General features: G+C 35.6%; 15 protein-coding genes. All 15 read left to right on the plus strand.

Features of this window, described 5'->3' with window-relative positions:
- Positions 1–20: 20 nt before the first annotated feature.
- Positions 21–953, plus strand: a complete 933-nt coding sequence (locus tag PBT91_RS05410; RefSeq protein ID WP_270060762.1) for a FecR family protein — start codon at positions 21–23, stop codon at positions 951–953.
- A 79-nt stretch (positions 954–1032) separates the two neighbouring features.
- A complete protein-coding gene (locus PBT91_RS05415; RefSeq protein WP_270060763.1) occupies positions 1033–4350 on the plus strand; it encodes a SusC/RagA family TonB-linked outer membrane protein in 3318 nt (1105 codons plus the stop codon).
- A gap of 10 nt (positions 4351–4360) precedes the next feature.
- Positions 4361–6001 (plus strand): RagB/SusD family nutrient uptake outer membrane protein, encoded by a 1641-nt coding sequence (locus tag PBT91_RS05420; protein ID WP_270060764.1) that lies wholly within the window; start codon positions 4361–4363, stop codon positions 5999–6001.
- A 23-nt stretch (positions 6002–6024) separates the two neighbouring features.
- The gene (locus PBT91_RS05425; protein WP_270060765.1) at positions 6025–7380 is read left to right on the plus strand and encodes a Gfo/Idh/MocA family protein; all 1356 of its coding nucleotides are present in this window, start codon (positions 6025–6027) and stop codon (positions 7378–7380) included.
- A 10-nt stretch (positions 7381–7390) separates the two neighbouring features.
- Positions 7391–8164, plus strand: coding sequence for a 3-keto-disaccharide hydrolase (locus PBT91_RS05430; protein ID WP_270060766.1), 774 nt, complete (start codon positions 7391–7393; stop codon positions 8162–8164).
- A 1-nt stretch (position 8165) separates the two neighbouring features.
- Positions 8166–8984 carry an endonuclease/exonuclease/phosphatase family protein gene (locus tag PBT91_RS05435; RefSeq protein WP_270060767.1) on the plus strand — a complete coding sequence of 273 codons (819 nt, stop codon included), beginning with the start codon at positions 8166–8168 and terminating at the stop codon, positions 8982–8984.
- 937 nt (positions 8985–9921) lie between these two features.
- Positions 9922–10212 carry a helix-turn-helix domain-containing protein gene (locus tag PBT91_RS05440; RefSeq protein WP_270060768.1) on the plus strand — a complete coding sequence of 97 codons (291 nt, stop codon included), beginning with the start codon at positions 9922–9924 and terminating at the stop codon, positions 10210–10212.
- Complete coding sequence (locus PBT91_RS05445) at positions 10209–10886, plus strand: hypothetical protein (RefSeq protein ID WP_270060769.1); 678 nt, start codon at positions 10209–10211, stop codon at positions 10884–10886. The genes PBT91_RS05440 and PBT91_RS05445 overlap by 4 nt, the downstream gene beginning before the upstream one ends.
- Positions 10870–11529 carry an ATPase gene (locus PBT91_RS05450; protein WP_270060770.1) on the plus strand — a complete coding sequence of 220 codons (660 nt, stop codon included), beginning with the start codon at positions 10870–10872 and terminating at the stop codon, positions 11527–11529. Before PBT91_RS05445 ends, PBT91_RS05450 begins: the two co-directional genes overlap by 17 nt.
- 199 nt (positions 11530–11728) lie before the next feature.
- Complete coding sequence (locus PBT91_RS05455) at positions 11729–12349, plus strand: RNA polymerase sigma factor (protein WP_270060771.1); 621 nt, start codon at positions 11729–11731, stop codon at positions 12347–12349.
- A 121-nt stretch (positions 12350–12470) separates the two neighbouring features.
- Positions 12471–13634 carry a FecR family protein gene (locus PBT91_RS05460; protein WP_270060772.1) on the plus strand — a complete coding sequence of 388 codons (1164 nt, stop codon included), beginning with the start codon at positions 12471–12473 and terminating at the stop codon, positions 13632–13634.
- 65 nt (positions 13635–13699) lie between these two features.
- The gene (locus tag PBT91_RS05465; RefSeq protein ID WP_270060773.1) at positions 13700–17062 is read left to right on the plus strand and encodes a SusC/RagA family TonB-linked outer membrane protein; all 3363 of its coding nucleotides are present in this window, start codon (positions 13700–13702) and stop codon (positions 17060–17062) included.
- A gap of 9 nt (positions 17063–17071) precedes the next feature.
- Positions 17072–18493: a RagB/SusD family nutrient uptake outer membrane protein gene (locus PBT91_RS05470; protein ID WP_270060774.1), complete on the plus strand. Its 1422-nt coding sequence runs from the start codon at positions 17072–17074 to the stop codon at positions 18491–18493.
- Positions 18480–18968 (plus strand): hypothetical protein, encoded by a 489-nt coding sequence (locus PBT91_RS05475; RefSeq protein WP_270060775.1) that lies wholly within the window; start codon positions 18480–18482, stop codon positions 18966–18968. Before PBT91_RS05470 ends, PBT91_RS05475 begins: the two co-directional genes overlap by 14 nt.
- Complete coding sequence (locus PBT91_RS05480) at positions 18969–21773, plus strand: M16 family metallopeptidase (RefSeq protein WP_270060776.1); 2805 nt, start codon at positions 18969–18971, stop codon at positions 21771–21773. It abuts the gene before it with no gap.
- Positions 21774–21786 lie beyond the last annotated feature (13 nt).

Consider the following 21786-nt stretch of genomic DNA (forward strand, 5'->3'; position numbering starts at 1 on the left):
AAGAGTAAACGCACCATCGCATGAATGAGAAATCTTTTAAATCAATTATTACTAAGTTCCTGAAAAAGGAATCTAGTGAAAAGGAATACAAATACATTGAAGACTTTGAAAATTTCCTGTTTGATAGGAATAAATCCAATGTTTTTAAGGATGAAGACCATAAAAGCAGGATCAAAAATGAAATTTATCGGGTTGTAAATAGAAATGTTCATAAATCAGGATTCCCATGGCTTAGGATTGCTGCCGTGATAGCGATTCTGATTGGTACTGCTTTTTTGACACTATACTATTATCCTATATTAAATAATAGCCGGCTAAGCTTTCAGACAAAAGATTCTCCTGAATACTTTATCCTACCCGACAGTTCCACAATATGGCTTGATAGCCATTCAAAGCTTTTTTATCATAAAAGTTTTACTACTTCCAGGAAAATAGAACTTGATGGAGCAGCTTTTTTTAATGTTAAACGCAATGCAAATAAACCGTTTATAGTTGATTTCGATCAGCACGAAGTATTGGTGACCGGTACGAAATTTTCCGTTAGTAATAGGAATAAAATACTACAGAAAGTAGCCGTTAAGGAAGGAAGCGTGCGGGTGAGTTCCAATACCGGTTTTGATAATGTGGATCTAAAAGCGAACACCTACCTTGAAATACTACCTGGGAAAATAAAAAAAGGAATCAAAGCATTTTCCGATAAAGGATATTGGAGCCCCAAAAAATTGATTTTTGAAAATATAACACTGGATGCAGCTCTTGACAGTATAAGCGCGCGATATAATCTTACGCTTGTGGTACCAAATGAGACTTCTCTAAATCTTCAGAAAAAAATAACAGCAAGCTATAGTGGAACAACAAGTATTTATGAAATAGTCGATGGTTTAACCCTTTTAACCCCCTATCAATATGAAATAGACGTGAAATCGCAGGAATTAAAAATTCAAACTCGTTAAAATTAAATTTTAAAAAGAAGAGAGGAGTATTATGCTTGGCGGCTTTAAACTCCCCTCAAAAAACAATTAAAACAAAATTATGAAGAATTTTGTAATGCAAAAATTTATTATCCTTTTTACTGGCCTTGTTCTATGTAACGGGATAAATTATGGCTATGCAAGCCAAACTTTGGATCCGGAAAAATATGAGATTCAAATTTCTACAAATAGGCTCCTGGATATTATTGGTGAAATAGAAAAACAAATACCTGCCAGTTTTGCCTATACCGATGAAATTGATTTACAGGGATTGCTCGATCTACCTGCAGGTAAATATAGATTGGATAAATTTTTAAAGAAAATAAAGGATGAACTTAAGTTAGAAATCAAGATTGTAGGAAGTCAAATTTATCTTTTGCCCGTAAAAAAAGATAAAAAAACAGAATTAGAACAGAATTCTATTCATGGAAATGTCCTCGATCACCAAAATTTACCACTTCCAGGGGTTACAATTAGAGAAAAAGAAACTCAAAATGGCGTAGTAACGGACTTTGAAGGTAATTTTAATATTGAGGTTAGTAATCCGAATGCGATTCTTGAATTTTCTTATGTAGGTTATGTCACAAAAGAAATTGAATTAAAAGGAAGTAACGTGGTAAATGTAAGTCTGACAATTGATCAGAATTCATTGGACGAAGTGTTGGTTGTCGGGTATGGAACGCAAAAAAAAGCAAATTTAACCGGAGCCGTCTCCCAGGTTACTAAAGAAGATCTTGAAAGTAGACCGATAACCAATATAAATTCAGGCTTACAGGGATTGATGCCGGGCGTAACCATTACCGGTGCTTCAGGCACCCCCGGAAATAATGCAGGCAGTATTCGAATTCGAGGTATTGGTACCTGGGGAAATTCGAATCCTTTGGTTGTAATTGATGGTATTCCTGGAGGGAACATGAATATTTTAAATCCTAGAGACATTGAAAGTATTTCAGTATTAAAAGATGCAGCCTCCTCATCGATTTATGGAGTTCGGGGAGCAAACGGGGTGATTCTTATAACTACAAAAAAAGGAAACACCGGCGCTCCAAACCTGACTTATGACTTTTATTATGGTTTTCAAAATCCTACCGCATTACCAACTCGTTTGGGTTCTCCAGAGTACATGGAATTACTTAATGAATCCCAGATAAATGTGGGTAGAAATCCAACTTATACCGAGGAGGAAATTCAAATTGCAAGGAATGGAAGTGATCCAAATAACTATGCCAATACCAATTGGATCGAAGAGGTCTATGAAGATTACGCACCACAGGAAAACCACAACCTCACAGTTAATGGAGGAAAGGATAATGTTAACTATTATTTATCCTATGGCTATTTGAAGGAAGGTGGGTTGGTTATTGGTGATAACTTTAAATCTCAACGTCATAACGTGCGGTTAAAGTTGAATACAACAGTTTTTGACCGTCTTGATATCAATGCCAATATAGGTTATATTGATAGAACATATACAGGCTCTTCCAATGGTACGGGGCCACTTTATAATGCGCTCACTATTATACCTTTGGTGCCGGTAAGAAATACTGATGGAGGTTGGGGATATATTGGAGGATCAAGCAATCCGGTAGCGGTCGCAAATGACGCTGGCACCAATGATTTTGACTCGGAAGAATTTACTGGAAATATAGAAGCTATTCTTAATATCACTGATGATTTTAAATTGAAAGCAAGATATGGACATGTAAAATATAATTCGAGAAGAAATGTTTTTGAAAAAACCATCAATTATTATAGTCCGGAAACCGGAGACTTATTATGGCAAACGGGATATCCCAATAGAATTACTACAAGTAGTTATAAGGGAATCTATAAGACCTTAATCGGGACGGCGGAATATGAGAAAACTTTAGAGAAGCACGCAATTAAGCTGTTAGCAGGGGCTTCCCAGGAGGAAACAATCAATGATGATTTAAATGCTTCCAGAACTAATGTTGCTTCCTCTTCAAATGGACACATAAATCTTGGTACCGAAAATCAACTGAACAGCGGAGGACATGCCGAAAATGCTTTAAGATCGGTTTTTGGCCGATTCAATTATGGCTTCAATGATAAATACCTTTTAGAACTGGATTTTAGATATGACGGCTCTTCAAGATTTTCGGATGATGTTCGTTGGGATTTATTTTCAGCTGCTTCTGCTGGTTGGGTTTTTACAAAGGAAAGCTTTTTTGAAAACACAAAGGTTTTGGATTTCGGTAAGATAAGATTTTCCTACGGTGCCCAGGGAAATGATCGTATTGCCGATTTGGCTTACCTGGATATTTTAGGACCGGTTAGTACGATGCCTATTGGGAATCAATTAACCATTGGATACCGTCAGACAAGTGTAGGTAATGAACTCTTAACTTGGGAATCTGCAGAGAAATTGGACATTGGAATGGATTTGGCTTTTTTTGATAGAAGGCTTAATATTACCGGTGACTATTTTGTGAATAAAACTGATAATATTCTACTTAGATTACCAATACCTGATGTATTTGGCGGTCCGGATTATCCCTATCAAAATGCTGGAGCTGTAGAAAATAAAGGTTGGGAAATACAATTAGGATGGCAGGATCAGATTAAAGATTTTCATTATAATTTTAATATAAATTTTTCTGATGTAAAAAATCAGGTCACCGATCTGGGGGGAACAGAGCCAACGGTCGGAGATCGTGTTAGAATGATAGGCGAACCTCTCGATGCATTTTACGGGTTAGTTGCGGAAAGAATCGCTCAGGAATCTGATTTTACATATGATGCGGCAACCGATACCTATACACCGAATTTTCCGGTTATTGAAGGAGATCCTGTTCAGCCCGGAGATTTGATTTACAGTGATCTAAATGGAGATGGAGAAGTGGATCTGGTAAATGATCGTAAGGTTATTGGTAGTCATATTCCAAGGTTTACTTTCGGGTTTCGCGGCGGAATGAATTATAAAGCGATAGATTTCAGTTTTTTCTTTCAAGGGGTAGGGAAAGTCGATGGACTTCTGACAGGTCCCGCGCGTCACGCATTCATTACGGAAAGTGCTATGCCTCAGGATATACATTTAGATCGGTGGACACCTCAAAATACCGGCGCAAGTTATCCTCGATTAACCTATCAGCAATCTTATAATCAGCGCTTATCAACTCATTGGTTGGAAGATGCATCCTATATACGTTTAAAGAATGTTCAATTAGGATATACATTACCGGTTTCATTAACTCGAAAATTTAGAATCAATAAGTTAAGGGCATACGTTTCTGCGGATAATTTATTAACCATAACCAATTATTTCGATGGAAATGATCCTGAATCCCCGGTAAGTAGTGGGAGCTTTTATCCGCAATTAAAAACTTTTGTTTTAGGCCTGAATATTAATTTACAATAACAATATCGTCATGATTAAAAAAATATTTTTTCTGACTTTCATTTCCTTCTTTGTTTCCTGCAATGATGACTTTTTAGAACGTCCTCCTCAGGATCAATTGACCAATGCTAATTTTTGGGAGAATGAAGAACAATTGATTTTAGCTGCCAATGCATTATATGCGAATGTAAAAGCGAAGAATACTGTAGATATGGAAAATATGGGTGATAATACCTTATGGCCATCAAGTACACAATATCAGCAAATTGGCAGTGGTAACTACGGTCCCGATCAAAATACAATTAATACAGAGTGGACCACTCAATACCGCGGAGTACGCCAGGCTAATGCTTTTTTGGAAAATTATCATAAGGCAAATGTCAATCCAGAACTGGCTGAAAGATTGGCCGGAGAGGTTCGTGTAGTACGAGCTTTAATGTATAGTTACCTGGTTAATTTCTGGGGAGATGTTCCTCTGGTGACCCAAACCTTGAATATTGATGAATTAATGGTCGCCAGAACTCCGAAAGAACAGGTTGTTGATTTTCTTATGGAAGATTTAGAAGTAGCTGCAGAAGCGCTACCAATTGAAATTCCAACAGGAGAGAACTTAGGGAGAATGAACCGAGGTGCTGCTCTTGCTTTAAAAGCGCGTATAGCTTTATATAATGAAAGATATGATGTAGCAGAAGATGCTGCACGTAGAGTGATGGAAATGGGGGTATACGAATTGTTTGATATCGATAATCCGGAGGAAAATTATAATGCTCTTTTTACCGATCGAGGAAAATTATCTGTCGGTAATAACCGGGAAACTATTATTGCTAGATTGGCTTTATCTGACGTTGCGATGCATAATTTAAGTCGTGAAATTCAAGTGCCAGATCAGGTCATTCGATGGAATCCTACCAAATCTTTAATTGATGATTACCTTATGGCAGATGGACTGCCTATTGAAAAATCACCACTATATGATATAAGTTCCTACGAAGATGTTTTTGAAAACAGAGATCCCAGGATGACCCAAACAATCCTTGAGCCCGGTAGTCTTTGGGGAGGTCGCTATGATGGTCGGGAGGAGAATGATAATCCTGAAATTTTTGAAGTACCTAAATTTCAGTCCGATCGACGGGGGGCGGTGACCTTAACAGGTTATTATTTCACTAAGTATGCTGATGTTGATGCTGTAGCTACTTATAACAGGGATGATAATGATATTCATCTTCTACGATATGCAGAAGTATTGTTGACTTACGCCGAAGCCAAGCTTGAACTGGGTACCTTAACTCAAAAAGATGTGGATAATACTGTCAACTTGTTGAGAGCACGAGTAGGTATGATCCCTATGAATATCCAGAAAATAGAACAGAATGGATTAAACTTAGAGGATGAAATTCGTAGAGAACGCAGAATAGAACTGGCACTTGAAGGACAACGCTATTTTGATTTAAAACGTTGGAGAATAGCAGATGTTTTAGGAGAGGATGTAAAGGGAACTAATATTAATTGGTTGCCAAACCCGGAAGCAGCATCCAATCTTCGAACCGATAGTAATGGATTTTTGATAGCTCATACAGGAAGAACTTTCGATCCGGAGAGACATTATTTATGGCCGGTACCGCTACCTCAATTAGAAAGAAATCCCGATTTGGAACAAAACCCGGGTTGGTAAGCTAACAATTTAAACTTAATAAAATGAAAAATAATAGACGAAAGTTTATAAGAGACTTAGGGGTTTTAGGTGCGGCCGGAGCTTCTACGCAGCTGATCCATTCAAGAGAAAAATCAATGAATCGGCAAACTTTAGTAATTCCAAATCATCAATTCCGGGTAAAAGGAAAAACACCGATTAAAATTGGCTTAATTGGAGCAGGTGGTATGGGAATATCAGATGTGAGAACGGCTTTAAAGGTTCCGGAAATTAGTTTGATTGCAGTTTGTGATTTATATCATGAAAGGCTAAAGAAGGCAAAGTCATTGTGGGGAAATACTATCTTGACCACTACAGATTATAATGTGCTTCTGCAAAATGAGGATATAGATGCCGTAATTATTGCTACACCAGATCACCTTCATAAGAAAATTAGTGTTGATGCTTTAAAAGCCGATAAACATGTGTATTGTGAAAAGCCCATGCTTCATAGTATAAATGAAGGAAATGAGCTGGTAGAAGCCTGGAAAACATCAGGAAAGATGTATCAGGTGGGAAGCCAGGGATTATCTTCATTGGGAAATGAAAAAGCTAAGGAATTGCTTGAAGAAGGCGTTATCGGAAATCTGAATTATGCGGAAGGGTTTTGGGCGCGAAATTCTCCTATTGGAGCATGGCAATACCCTATACCCGAAGATGCTTCACCGGATAATATTGACTGGAAACGGTTTATTGAAGAGGCACCAAATCATTCATTCGACCCCGTTCGTTTCTTTCGATGGAGAAATTATCTGGACTATGGAACTGGTATGGCGGGAGATCTATTCGTTCATTTGTTTTCAAGCCTTCATTTTATAACAAATTCTTTAGGCCCCACCAAAATAGCTGCGATGGGAGGATTACGGTTTTGGAAAGATGGAAGGGAAGTGCCCGATGTATTACTTGGAATGTTTGATTATCCATCAACAAAAAAGCATCCAGGATTTAATTTATCATTAAGATGCAATTTTGTAGACGGAACTAGTGGAAATACATATCTACGGCTAGTAGGGGATAAAGGAGCTATGGATATTGAATGGGACCGGGTGGTGCTTAGAAAGAACGAGCCGATATCCATGGATGATCCATTTTCAAAAGAAAAATCCGGCCAGGTTGTGACCTCCGAGCAACGAAAAAAAATGCTTCCGCCACCAGAAATAATTTATGAAGCAGAGAAAGGATATAAGGGAGCACATTATGATCATTTTTCCAATTTCTTTGAGGCCATTAGGAATGGAAATACTCTTATAGAAGATCCGGAGTTTGGTTTTCGTGCCGCAGCTCCTGCTTTGCTTTGTAATCAAAGTTATTTGGAAAATAAAATTTTAGGCTGGGATCCTGAAAAAATGAAAATAATATAAAAATAAACTAATGAGAATAAGTGGATTAATCATGTGTCTAAGTATCATAACACTAGGTGCATGTAAAAATAATAACGAAAAGGAACAAAAAAACGGAGTTAAAGCTTCTGCAATAACTAATGATTTTGAAAGTGATACAGCAGATTTAAATGATTCAAAGCAATGGATAAATCTACTGGATGAAGAACATCAGCACCATTGGAGAGGGTATAATTCTACAGAGAAAAAATTACCCCAGGGATGGTCTATAAAAGACGGAGAGCTTTATTCCAGTGGAGAAGGAGCGGATATTGGCGGTGATATTGTCTTTGCATCAAAAGAGTTTGATAATTTTGAACTTCAATTAGAATGGAAATTATCCAAAGGTGGAAATAGCGGTATATTCTATCACATCTTAGAAGCTGATGCTTATAAAGCACCATATTATACTGCTCCTGAATATCAAATTATAGATCAGGTAGGTTTTCCTCAAAAGTTGGAACCCTGGCAATCGATAGGTGCAGATTATGCCATGTATAATCCTAAATTTGAGGAAAAGGACTTGAAGAAAACGGGTGAGTGGAATACCTCTACAATCAGATTTACAGCCAATGAAGTTACCTATTGGCTAAATGGAAAGAAAACCCTGAGTTTTAGGCCATGGACGGAAGATTGGAAAAGAAGAAAATCTGAAGGAAAATGGAAGAACTATCCACATTACGGACAATCCAAAACAGGACTTATAGGTCTACAGGATCATGGAAGCGAAATTTGGTTTCGTAATATTAGGATAAAGGAACTTTAGTATGAAATTTGTATCAAAATTGTTGGCATGTATATTACTAGTATATAGTTGTCATGATAGTAGTCCGGATGAGATCAATGAAGATGGAAATCTTAGCGATATGAACACTGAAATTAAAGTTCTAAGCTATAATATTCATCATTCAAATCCACCTTCTCAATCTGATATTATAAATTTAAATGCCATAGCTGACGTTCTAAAACAGAGTAAAGCAGATGTGGTAGGTTTGCAGGAAGTAGATGTTTATACCGAACGTTCGGGGAAGCAATTGCATATGGCGCGCTCTTTGGCAGAATTGGCTGGATTCACATATTGGTATTTTTCAAAATCTATTGATTTTCAAGGTGGCGCTTATGGAACAGCGATTCTTTCAAAATTTCCTATCTCGGATACCCTTACGCTAGCCTTGCCAAATCCTGAAAATGCAGAACCTCGATCTTTATCCCTTGCTACGGTACATTTGAATGATAGTTTAAAGCTGCGCTTTGGAAATACGCACCTGGATTATACCAATGAGACGAATAATCTTGACCAGGTCAAAGCTATTAGAAATCATCTTTCTCAGAATGATATTTCTACGATCTTAACCGGGGATTTTAATGTGGTGCCTTCAAGTGCTTCTATGGAGTTTATATTCGAAGAATTTACTTCGACCTGTAAAAATCAATGTGCTTTTACTTCACCCTCAAATTCTCCTTCAAAAACAATTGATTATATATTGTACGCAGGAAAAGGATTACGAAGTATAAATCATCAGGTATTATTGGAGCCATTTCCATCGGATCATTTACCTGTTCTGTCCAGATTGTTATTTTATTAGAATTTACTTTTGTGTCACTTAGTAAAGCCAGTTTTTTTAACTGGCTTTACTGTTTTTTAAAATCTTTATGCACGGTAGTTGGAAGTTATGAAAATTTGAAAAGCCTTTGAAGTTATTTCATTTTAAGTCATAAAAAAGGAAATTTGTCAATCAAGATTTACAGCGAACCTGGAAGATAAAGCAGAAAATGCTATCGAAGCGCGATACCAGCAAACCTTAAGAAATTATTGCGATTAAAGTTTAAATTTTGAGTTTTTTTATAAGGCTCCTTTAGTAAACTAATTCATCGGAGGTTCGGTATAGAAATTCAATTTTGGCTGGCTGCGTATAGATAAGTTTACATGCTTGGAGAACAAAGCCTCATATTTACTGCTCGAAATTAAATCATAAGCCTCTATATGATCACTAAAAAATTCCAATTCATCATAACTCTCTAAAAGTAATGCTCTTATGCTGATATTGATGCTCTGGAAAATGAAATTCGTTTCTCACGGTGGCATCGGGGTGCACCGCTAAAAATGCTTTGATTTTTTGATCTTTTGAATAGTACTCATGGATCATAGGGGATTTAGAAGGCTAAAATACGCGGATTTCTTCTAGTGGAAGCTTTTTATTAAGAGCCCAAAATTAACTAGTCGTTCATAATCATTTGAATATTAAATTCTTTCGTACTACGATAATTATCGCAAATTATTTCTATAGATGCGTTTTTTCTATTATGAGAGATTTTAGTGATGTTTTAGCCTAGTTTAGTTATTGAACAAACACATTTAGTATCATTTGCTATAATGTTAAATTTTATCGTAGTGCGCTTCGTACTACGAAAGATTTCTAATTGTTCTTTTCAGCTTTGTAATGAAAGTCAAATCAACCTATCCCACCGTTTTGATGTGAAGATCTTTAAAATAGACGGTGGGATTTTTTAAAACTTAAACTTATGCCAGCAACAATTCTTACAACTGATGATCTCCGGGAGTTTAAACGACAACTGTTCAAAGAACTCCGCGAGTTAATGAAAAAAAGAGAAGGAGGAACACTTAAAAAATATCTCAAATCTTCGGAGGTCATGGATCTCTTGCAAATCAGCCCCGGAACTTTACAGCAGCTTCGGATCAATGGTACTTTGCCATTCGTGAAAATCAAAGGGCTGATCTATTATGAAGCTGCAGATATCCAAAAGGCAATGGATGCCCACCGTATCCACCGTAATACCGGTTTTTCCAAATGAACTATATCCGACACCTTCAACTGGTGTACCAGCAGTTTTTGGAAGATGAACGCCTGAATCCATCGCATATTAGCCTTTATATGGCGCTATTTCAGGAATGGAATGCAGCAAGATTCCCGGAAGAACTCTTTATCAATCGGCAACAACTGATGCGATCTTCCAAGGTTCGATCCAGATCCGGGTATCATCGCTGCATCCGCGAACTGGATTGTTTTGGCTATCTGGAATATATGCCTTCGCATAATCCTTATCAGGGGAGCCGCGTGAAGATGTTCACTTTTAGGACAAGTAGCAAACCAGTACAAGATCACAGGGATCCCATATTGGAACAAGTAGCAGAACACTACTATCCCAAATATGAACCAGTAGACGAACCTTATATAAACAATAATAAACATAAAACGATAACAAACATAAACAGTACGACCACCCCCGTTGAAAATGAAATTTATAAGTTTTTTAAAACTCAAAACTGGCCATTGGAAGAAGCAGAAAAATACTATGCTTATTACCAGAAAGAACACTGGAAAACAGCCAAAGGGATTTTTATCACTGATTGGAAAAGAGCCGCCGAAAAATGGATGAACCGCTGTTATCGCTGGCGAAAAGAAAAAAAGGAACAACCTGATTATTTGAAAACCTCGAAAAATAAAAATTATGAACAACCCCTCTAATATTGTGGAAAATGGCGTAACCTATAGCCTGGGTGATTTTGATGGATCCACCATACATTATGATTTCTATAGAATACTTCAATATTTGGAAGTAAAAGGAAAAATGCTATACGGTGAGGATTTTAAAATCTATAAAAAAGATCGTCCCTTGATCCGAAAACTATGCGCCTATTTTATCAACGATCAAAAATCCTGTAAGCGCTATAATATAATTCTTAAAAAAGGAATATTGCTCAGTGGTCCTGTGGGATGTGGAAAAACCAGCTTAATGAAAGTATTGCGCTATATCGTTCCGAAAAAAATGCCTTACGAAATGATTCCCTCACGAAATGTTGTATTTAGTTTCAATCATTTGGGTTTTAAAACCGTACAGGAGTACGGGGATTCAGGAAGTTTTTGTTTTGATGATCTGGGGCTCGAACCTTTTGGACGATTTTATGGAAAAGATGCTAACGTGATGGGCGAGGTGTTACTTTCCAGATACGAGCTTTTTATACATACAAAAGGACGTTTAAAAACATATGCCACAACGAACCTTAACGCAGCAGAACTTGAAGACCGTTATGGCAATCGGGTACGTAGCCGAATGAGAGAGCTATTTAATCTGATATCTTTTAATAATGAGAGTGCTGATAAACGATAATATTAAAATAAAACAGCTTTAAATTTTAAAATTTTTAGAAAATGATGAAGTAATTAGGTTGAAATAATAAAATTAATTTTTAAATAATATCCTAGTATATTTAAAATATATTTAATTTTTAAACCAAAAAAAACATATTCAATAAATTATAAGGGAATCATTCGCATAGTGCAACTCAACTTTATGAAAATTAGTAATATTGAAAAGTTTTGGTATTAAAGAAGAGCAAATGAGCTATGATGCTGAGGATGATAAATTTTTAATTTTCCAATTGAAAAAGGGAAATGAAAAAGCTTTTAATAGATTATACGATAAATATCTATTGGATGTATACCATTTTTCCTTGAGTTTACTTAAATCAAAGGATCATGCGATGGAAGTAGTTCAGGACGTCTTCATGAAAATATGGATAACTCGCGATGCCATAGATGAGACTAAAAGTTTTAAGTCTTTTATTCTTACGATCACCAAAAATCTCTCGCTAAATATCTTAAATAAAGCAGCTACCGATTTAAATTTTAGAAATAAGATCTACGAAAATTTAGAAACGCAAAGAAGTACTACGAATGAATATATTCTTAGTAAGGAATATGAAGAGCTGAAGAATAAAGCAATTGCTTCATTACCCTCCGGGCGAAAAAAAATATTCTTATTGTCACGAGAAGAAGGAAAATCTTATCAAGAAATTAGTGAGGAATTGGATATATCTATCAATACTGTAAAAACTCAGATAAAAAAAGCACTCCAGAGTATAAGAGAATATTTTTCAAAAAATACAGATATAGACCTTATTTTTTTACTTTTTTTTATATTTTTTTAACTAATTAAACAATTGATTTTTAATTAGTTGTATGATTTCTTTTAATTTTTTTTAAAAAATATTCTTTCCTCGATCACCCTTATCTCTTTTTTGATTGTATTATTAATGAAGCTGTTAATAAATGAATAAGAACGCAAGGTTTACATATCTATTAGAAAAATATCTCAATAATTCCTGCTCAAGGGAAGAGTTTGATGAATTTTTTGAATTACTTCAAGATCCTGCTTGTGCAAATTACCTGAAGGAATCAGAGCTTTCCGATCATCTCCTGGAAGAAAAGAGAAATAATACTATTTCTAAAGAAACATCGGAAATAGTTTTTCAAAATATTTTGAAACATGCCCATAAAGAGAAAGTTTTTAGGAAAAGATGGACGCGGCGTAAAATTTTTAGTGCTGCCGCTATCTTTATAGGTTTATTTATAGGGGGCAGTCTGTGGAATCAATGGAAGAATGAGAACAATACGAGCAATAGTTTTTCCTCTGAGCATGTTGTTTTAGAGCAGCAGAATGGTGAGCAATTAATTTTGGATACGCTTAAGTCAACTAAAATAATTTCCTCTGCAGGTGATACTATTAGGATCACACAGGGGAATTTAATACGATATGACAAAAATTCGAAGATTTTAGGAAACAATACTATTCGCGTGCCGTTTGGCAAAACTTTTCAGGTAGCCCTTTCTGATGGTTCCATCGTTCATCTGAATTCTGGTTCATCGTTAACCTACCCGATAAACTTCTCCAAATCTGAAGAAAGAATGGTAGAACTGAAAGGTGAGGCCTTTTTTGATATCGCCCATGATGTACAAAAGCCTTTTATAGTAAAAACGGATGAACTGAATGTACAGGTCCTGGGGACAAAATTTGATATTAATGCTTATCAGGAAAATAAGAATATCGCCGTAGCCTTATTGGAAGGTGCTGTAAAAATGTTTAATCAACAGAATAATACCGATGAATATGCTAAGATTTTAAGTCCAGGGTTTGTTGGAAATTATAGCAAAGAAGATAAAGGAATCCAAACGAAAGAAGATAATGTGCAGAATTATGTGGCCTGGAGGTTCGATAACTTAGTTTATAGAAATGTGGAGGTAAAGCACTTACTGACAAAGTTAGAACGGCATTTTAATATACAAATTGATAATAATTATAAGGAAATTGAATCTAAAACGCTAAATGCTAATTTTGGAGATCAACCTATAGATGAAGTCATGAAATATTTAAGTGAAATCTATGGATTTAAATATACAATTAATAATAATCTGGTGACAATCAAAGAAAAATAGGGAATGGTGGCTCATTCCCTATTGGTAAAATGCTTGTAGCAAGCAAAATAATAAAAAATAAAAATATGAAAAAATCTCTACTTTCTAAAGTAGATTGGACGACTATTGTTCAAATTCTTGGTAAAATAGTTGGTGTTTTTGTACTGGTCTTTTCTTTTATGACCAGTAATAACGCTTACTCGAAAGAACTTCAAAATCAATCTATAACAATCAAAGCTAAACAAATCAGTATTCAGGATTTGTTTGACAGAATTGAGAAGGAAACTGATTATCGCTTCGTTTATAGTATAGATGATTTTGATATTAAAAGAAAGGTTGATGTCAATGTTGAAGATATAGAAATCATTAGCCTTCTTAATCAAATTATTCCTAACGATAATTTGATTTTTAAAAGATTCAAAAGTCAAATTATTATACGTAAAAAAACAGCTCAGGAAAATAGGCCTGATTCAAGTATCAACTTAATTCAGCAACAAAAGAATGTAAAGGGGGTAGTAAAAGATGAAGAAAATTTTTTGCTCCCCGGGGTTAATGTGATCGTTAAAGGAAGCAGCCGGGGTACCGTTACGAATATGGATGGCGAGTTTAATATAAGAACGATGCCAAGCGATACTCTTGTTTTTAGTTTTATTGGTTATAAAGAACAACAAATACTGGTGGGTACTAAATCTCAATTTGATGTGAAAATGAAGATTGGATCACAATTGTCAGAGGTGATCATTACTAGTAGCTATGGGACCAAGGTGAAAAAAGAAAACGAAGTTAGCAGTAGCTATACAGTTGAGGCTGAGCAACTAAAAAGTTTGCCTCAGCAAAGAATCGATAAGATGTTGGATGGGATCGTACCAGGTTTACAGTATAACCCGCAAAGTCAAAGCGCGAGTAGTACTAGATCAAGGTATTCAGTAACTATTCGGGGAGAAGCATCATTGGGCGCTTCTAATGAGCCTCTTTGGATAATCGATGGAACCAGAATGCATACGGGAGGAAAAACTAATATGATTACTGGGCTTAGCACTAGCGTAAGTCCTCTTTCGTACATCAACCCCCAAGATATTGAAAGTATCAGAGTTTTGAAGGATGCTGCAGCCACCTCTATATATGGTGCAGATGGGGCTAATGGTGTTATTCTTATTACAACTAAAAGAGGATCGAGCGGTAAATTGCAATTTGATGTATCGCTTCGCAGAGGACAATCACTCATTAATGATGCTACTCGTTTTAAAGTACTCGATGGAAATCAATATTTGGATTTAGCTCGTGAGTCTTTTGAAAATGCTGGGAATGATATGCGGTATTTTCCTTTTACAGATAATGAATCTAACCAATATAGTACCACAAATACCGATTGGTACGATACATTCTATGATATAGGGAGTAATTCATTATTGAATATATCGGCAAAAGGAGGGAATGAAAAGGGGACATATTATATTTCAGGTTCTTATTTCAACGATGAAAGTACAGTGGTTGGTAATGATACACAGCGTTTCGCTTTACGTACCCGTAATACTGCCCAGATCACTTCTAAGATGGATATAGATCTTTCGTTGTCGGCTTCCTATAACCTGAACCAAATATTTAATCCGGGATCTGATTACTATGAAAATCTTCCAATAATTTCACCATATAATCCTGATGGGACTTTTAGACAATATTATAGTGTTATTGAAGGTAGTAACCCTGATGGTTCTCCAAAATGGGTAGATAAGAGATTCTATAATTCTTTAGCAGAGCGGGAACAAAATGATAATAATCAAAAAGCTTTTGCTTTTCAGGGAAATTTCAAATTCTCTTATACTCCAATCGAAGCATTAAAATATACAGGACAGTTTGGAGTGGATTATCAGAGCAACACAGAGGAGATCTATAGGTCAATCAAAAATTGGTCAGGTAAGGATGCTAATGGTAACCCGCTTGGTGAGGCCTATAGTAACCAATCCAATTTTTTGAACTGGACAATGATTCATAGACTGAATTTTCAGAAACAATTAAATAAGCATCATATTAGTGGAGTAGTAGGATTTGAAATGAATTCTTCCGAAAATAATTTTACAGGTGCAAGAGGTACAGGATTTGTTAATGACTATCTAAGAAGAGTTTCTCTGGCTGAAGATAGATTTGGATCCGGTAATTATTATGAGCGAAATAGCCTCTCTTATTTGGCTCAAATGTCCTACAATTATAATGATCGATACAATGCTAGCTTGAGTTTTCGACGGGATGGAAATTCTAATTTCGGAAAAAATGTTCGCTGGGCTGAATTCGCATCAGCTGGGGTATCATGGAATATTCATAATGAGGACTTCTTTGAAAGCGAAATTGTTAATTTCTTGAAACTTAAAGCTTCTTACGGAAGTAATGGAAACAGCCGTATAGGTTCACAGGAATCGAATGGGGTATATGATATTGGGGATAGTTATTATTATAATGGTAAGCCAGGAGCTACTATGACTACCCCTGCAAATCCTAATCTAAGTTGGGAAACTACTTACATGGCCAATCTAGGTTTGGATTTAGGATTATTTAATCAGCGAATTAATCTGGCTCTGGAAGGCTATCGAAATAAAACAGTTGATTTGTTGAGCCAGTTAGATGTAAGTAGGACTATCGGAGCATTAAAAATTTTTAGGAATGTTGGTTCTATTGAAAATAAAGGTTTGGAAGCAACGATCAGAACTCAAAATATAATAACCGATCAGTTTCAATGGAATACCACACTAATCGCTTCAAGAAATGAAAACAAAATTCTAGAATTATACAATAATATACCTAAAAATAATAATACAACAAGATGGGAAGAGGGAGCTGATATAAATACTTTCTATCTAATTCGATGGGCAGGAGTTGATCCCAGAGATGGATATCCATTGTGGTATGACACTGAAGGCAACGTAACCAGACAGTATAGTGCCAATAATAGGGTGAAATATAAAAGTTCGACACCAGAAGTATATGGAAGTTTGAGAAACACTTTCAAATATAAAGACTTTAGCTTATCAATTCAAGCATCATATACAATTGGAGGTTATTCTTTCAGCCCCTTTGGAAGGGATGTGAATTCTGATGGTTTAAATATTATGGATGGAAATCAATCTATTGATCAGTTAAACAGATGGCAACGTCCTGGAGATGTTGTTTCTATTCCGCAATTAATGTGGGGAGTAAGTACGCGATCGACTATGAACTCTACTAGATATCTCTTTAATAAAACCAATATTAGATTGCAAAACGTAGCGTTAAATTATTTTTTTCCAGATAAAATAACGCAAGAATTAGGTGTTCAGCAATTTGGGTTGTCCCTAATTGGAGATAACCTGGGGCTCTGGACACCATATGATAATAATAATAAAAACTCCTATCGAAATAACATGAGTGGATATCCACTAGAGACCATGATTTCTTTAGGGGCAAATATTCAATTTTAAAAAAGAATTATGCTAAGAAATTTAAAATTTGGCGCAATTGTATTTTTCAACCTTCTGTTATTTTCAGGATGTGAGAATTTTCTTGAAGGAGATAATGCTGGTCGAGCTTCAATCCCTGTGTTTTTTTCTGATGTTGATGGTATAACGTCAGCTATTATTGGAAGCTATAGCCGGGTATATGAGTATTATGATTCTGAATTTTATCTCTATCCGGAGGTTGCTGGTGATTTATTACAGCTAAGTGCTATAGGAGAAAATGTAAAAATGTTTTCGCAATATAATTTTGTCTCTGAACCAGATCAGGAAGCAACAGCAGTTGGACATATTTGGGCAAAAGGTTATGAAGCCTTGGCTAATGTGAATAATATACTCGAATACCAACCTGTTTTGTTGGAAAAATTCCCAAACAGTTCCGATGATTTGCGAATAATTAGAGCTGAAGCTTTGTTTTTAAGAGCCTTGATTCATTTTGATTTAGTAAGAACGTATGCACAAACTTATACTTATACTGAGGATGCATCTCATATTGGTATTCCAGCTCTTACTTTAACACCGGCAGAAAATGAGTTGAATGCCAGAAATACAACAGCTATCGTATATGATCAAATCATTACCGATTTACAGGAGTCAATTGATCTTTTTTCGGAATTCCCGGAAACGGAACTTATGCCTTATAGAGGATCTGAAATGGCTTCGAGATCTTTACTTTCAAAGATTTTTCTTTATATGAATGAATGGGAGAGTGCAAGTGAGCAAGCAAATATTGTATTAAGTACTATGAAGTTAACAGTCCATGATGAATATGTCGAAATGTTCAGAACCTTAGAACCTGGAGCTGAGGCTATTTTTATGTTGAGCGGTGAACAAAAAAAATCAAGTGTAGGATTATTTTATGCAACCGCCGATCCTGTCGCTACGGCTTCATCAAAATTAATAGATGTGTTTTCTGATACATCTGATGTAAGACTGGATTTATTACGTGAGAAATCGGGTACTTATCAAACATTGAAATATTCTCGTCCCGATGTTAATCAGACGGAATATGGAAGTGACCTTTATGTTTTAAGAGCTTCTGAAATTTTATTGATACATGCTGAAGCAGCCATAGAATTGAATGATTTCGTGGCGGCGAAAGAAGATATTATCCAAATTCAATCAAGGGCTTTAGGTGTCCCGAAGGATAGCTTAGAAATTAATCTAAATACCAAAGATGAATTACTAGCGGTTTTAGAAAAAGAAAGAATAAAGGAACTAAATTTTGAAGGGCAGCGACTTTTTGATATTACCAGATGGCACCACAACCTGAACAGGGATGAAAACACCCCTTCCAATGTCAAAGAATTAGCCTATCCCAGCCACCTTTTTGCGCTGCCCATTCCTTTAAGGGAAATTAATGCTAACGAAAATATTATACAAAATGAAGGTTACTAAATGTGCTTTAAAGTTCTTTTTTATAGTTGTTTATGCAATGGGTATAGTTTCATTGATAGGCTGTAATAAAGATAATATAGAAGACTTTCAAGATGCGTATGTACATATCATGCAAAATGAGTCTAATATTATCACTGTAAATTCCAATAGAAAGGATATTGCTACTTACTATATCTACTATAGTACACCTGCCACTAATAAAGATCTTATGGTGAACTATAGAATTGAGCCTGGAAATGGACTTAAGGAAGGTAGAGATTATCAGGTTATTACTACTGAAAATCCGCTACGTTTTCCATCAGGAGTATATCAAAGACCTATTCAAATAAGATGGCTGGAACGTGAACTAGATGAAAGCTTGGACAACACAATAACCATCACAATAGAAAATACAAATATTGATAATGTTGCCATAGGGTTGCCAGGCCCAGCAAAAAATCAAAGTGCATTTCTAATACAAAAAGTAAACCCTTAAATGCGATATTTTACACAATTAATCTTCATTTTTTTACTGTACCCCACTGTTATTCTCGGTCAACAACTAGAGGAGGATTCTAATCTGATTTCGGGAAAATTAGATAATGGTTTACAGTACTTTTTATACAAAACCGATAGAGTAAAGGGACAGGCAGAATTTCAGATGTTTCTAAAGGCAGGCTCACTTCAGGAAAGCAATAAGCAAAGAGGACTTGCTCATTTCATGGAGCATATGGCTTTTAATGGATCTAAACACTTCCCGGGGAATACTCTAATTGATTTTCTGGAACGTAATGGAGCTAAATTTGGTCATGATCTTAATGCTCATACTAGCTACGGGGAAACTATCTATAAATTAAAAATTCCAACAAAACAGAAAAGTGTCGTTGACTCTACGCTGGTTATTATAAAAGATTGGATAGAAGGAATAAGTTTAGATAGTCTTGAAATTGAGAAGGAAAGGGGAGTGGTACTTTCTGAATGGCTCTCTAAACAAAACGCTAGTCAGAAAACAAATGAAGCTTTTTTAGAGCTGTTATTGAATGATTCCAGGTATAGCCATAGAAAAGTAATCGGTGATACCACCACGTTGAGAAACTTCAATAGGAAAGATATTCTTGATTTTTATAATTCATGGTACGATCCTTCTTTAATGGCTATAGCAGTCGCTGGTGATTTTGATACTGATGATGTGCTCAAACAAATTAAGACAAACTTTAAGGATATCCCTTCTAAGAATATCACAGATACTTCTTATCCCATAAATGATTTCGAAGAATTTGAGTATACCGTGATAACTGATGAGGGAACCAAGAAAATTGAACTCACAGGTGTTCAGTTATTAGAACCCTTTAGAGATATTAAAACTGAAAATGAGTTTTATTTCTTTCTTCAAAAAAATCTGCTTAATGATCTATTTCAGGAACGTCTGGATAATAAGTCTTTCTTGAATCCTGCTTACGAAGGAGCAAGTATAAGCCTGGGAAATTACTTCCCCGTGAAAGCTGCACTTATGTATACAGTAAAGCTTCAGAAGGATTCGGTCGCTAAAGGATTGGAACAGTACTGGTATGATGTGGAGCAAATCTTTCAATACGGCTTTACTTCCATGGAGATTTCGAAGATTAAAAAACAACTGCTACAACAATTACGAAATAACGCTGAAAATAAAGAGCAGCCGTCTTCAGGAAAAATGATTAAGGAAATGTATCAGAAATTTTTCTATGGAAACGCTATAGTGACCCCGGAAAAAGAGTTCGAATTAACCCAAAAAAGTTTAAAATCTGTTGATTCCTTAAGTTTATTAAACTACTTGAAACAGATAAGAAAACCGGAACAAACAAAATACATTTTGACTGCAAATAAAGCGGATGAACAGATTTTACCGAAAGTATCGGAATTTTTTAAGTATTTAAATTTTGAAGATAGTGAGATTCAAACTTACGAAAGAAATTTAGATGTACCAGAAAACCTACTCTCTACAATACCTGATCCAGGTAAAATTACCTCGAAAAAGTATATTCCTGAAGTTGATGCTACAGAATATTTACTGTCTAATGGAGTGAAATTAATTTATAAACAGACTGACCTGGATAAAAATGCAATTATAATTAGTGGGTTCAGAAAAGGCGGATATTACGCACTTAAAGAACGAGATTATATCACCGGACTTTATGCGGCTCCTGTAATTTCTCTTAGTGGTTATGGTGATTTTACCAGAGATGCCTTAAGTCAGTTTCTTGCCGGGAATAGTGCTAAGGCTACATTACTAGCAGATAAAACCAGAACGGGTTTTTATGCCAGCGCCGATAAAAGAGATCAAAAAACAGTATTTCAACTTTTGTATTTAAAATGGACGGCTCCCAGGATGGATGAGAAAATTTTCGAAGAAATTAAATCACGAACAATCGAAGCCAAACAAAATGAAATATCGAAACCAGGAGACTTATTTGGTGAAAAAATAAAAAAAGCTTTAAAGGGGGAAGACTATGTCACCAGAAAATTGAAAGCAGAAGAGATCGAATCTGAGTTGGATGCTTCGAAAATTATAGATACGTACCATCAGTTTTTTGGTAATGCCAAAGATTATAATATTAGTCTCATATCAGATCAGCCTTTCGAAGATCTTAAATCCGATGTTTTGCAATACATAGGTACTTTACCTAAAGGAAAAGCAGCTACTAAATACCGATATCAGCCAAGTCATGTCTTGAAAGATGATGTTGTGGTAGAACAAAAAGATGGTGATAGTCCAAAAGCGACCGTATCATTGATTTATCAGCAGAATACTATTCTGAAATCTTTGCCCGAGACTGACCTTTTGAATCAAGTGGTTAAAAACCTGATAAGAAATCGTTTACTAAAAAAGCTTAGGGAAGAAATGGGAGCCGTGTATAGCGTTTCGGTTTCGGCAAGCTCTACTAAACAACCCCTAACGTTGAGTAGACAGAGTATTAGTTTTGTTTGCGAACCAAAAGATGTAGATAAATTGATTGATGAAACCGAAAAAATTCTTTCTGCTATGGCTGCAGGAAATTTTTCGGAGGAAGAACTTTTAAAAATAAAAACGAACCTAAAGAAAATGGATGATTTGCTAAAGCAGCGAAATACCTATTGGACAAAAGCAATACGGGAACACTATTTCAACCATTTTCCAAATTGGGAGGCCGTTACCCATTACAAGGAATGGATAGATTCCCTAAGTAAGAATGAAATTGCTGAAGCCATACAGGTGTACTTTAAGAAATCACCAACTATTAAAGCAATTTTATGGCCTGAAAATGAATCGAATAATAATCAATAATTACTCTAATTTA

Origin of the sequence: Zunongwangia sp. HGR-M22, assembly GCF_027594425.1 — a bacterium.
In the GTDB taxonomy this organism is placed as follows: Bacteria; Bacteroidota; Bacteroidia; order Flavobacteriales; family Flavobacteriaceae; genus Zunongwangia.

Bases quoted from the DNA above. Each gene is read 5' to 3' on its own strand.
- PBT91_RS05465 (WP_270060773.1), top strand. From the start codon at position 13,700: ATGAAAAAATCTCTACTTTCTAAAGTAGATTGGACGACTATTGTTCAA.
- PBT91_RS05415 (WP_270060763.1), top strand. From the start codon at position 1,033: ATGAAGAATTTTGTAATGCAAAAATTTATTATCCTTTTTACTGGCCTT.
- PBT91_RS05470 (WP_270060774.1), top strand. From the start codon at position 17,072: ATGCTAAGAAATTTAAAATTTGGCGCAATTGTATTTTTCAACCTTCTG.
- PBT91_RS05420 (WP_270060764.1), top strand. From the start codon at position 4,361: ATGATTAAAAAAATATTTTTTCTGACTTTCATTTCCTTCTTTGTTTCC.
- PBT91_RS05425 (WP_270060765.1), top strand. From the start codon at position 6,025: ATGAAAAATAATAGACGAAAGTTTATAAGAGACTTAGGGGTTTTAGGT.
- PBT91_RS05445 (WP_270060769.1), top strand. From the start codon at position 10,209: ATGAACTATATCCGACACCTTCAACTGGTGTACCAGCAGTTTTTGGAA.
- PBT91_RS05480 (WP_270060776.1), top strand. From the start codon at position 18,969: ATGCGATATTTTACACAATTAATCTTCATTTTTTTACTGTACCCCACT.
- PBT91_RS05475 (WP_270060775.1), top strand. From the start codon at position 18,480: ATGAAGGTTACTAAATGTGCTTTAAAGTTCTTTTTTATAGTTGTTTAT.
- PBT91_RS05450 (WP_270060770.1), top strand. From the start codon at position 10,870: ATGAACAACCCCTCTAATATTGTGGAAAATGGCGTAACCTATAGCCTG.
- PBT91_RS05435 (WP_270060767.1), top strand. From the start codon at position 8,166: ATGAAATTTGTATCAAAATTGTTGGCATGTATATTACTAGTATATAGT.
- PBT91_RS05410 (WP_270060762.1), top strand. From the start codon at position 21: ATGAATGAGAAATCTTTTAAATCAATTATTACTAAGTTCCTGAAAAAG.
- PBT91_RS05440 (WP_270060768.1), top strand. From the start codon at position 9,922: ATGCCAGCAACAATTCTTACAACTGATGATCTCCGGGAGTTTAAACGA.
- PBT91_RS05430 (WP_270060766.1), top strand. From the start codon at position 7,391: ATGAGAATAAGTGGATTAATCATGTGTCTAAGTATCATAACACTAGGT.
- PBT91_RS05460 (WP_270060772.1), top strand. From the start codon at position 12,471: ATGAATAAGAACGCAAGGTTTACATATCTATTAGAAAAATATCTCAAT.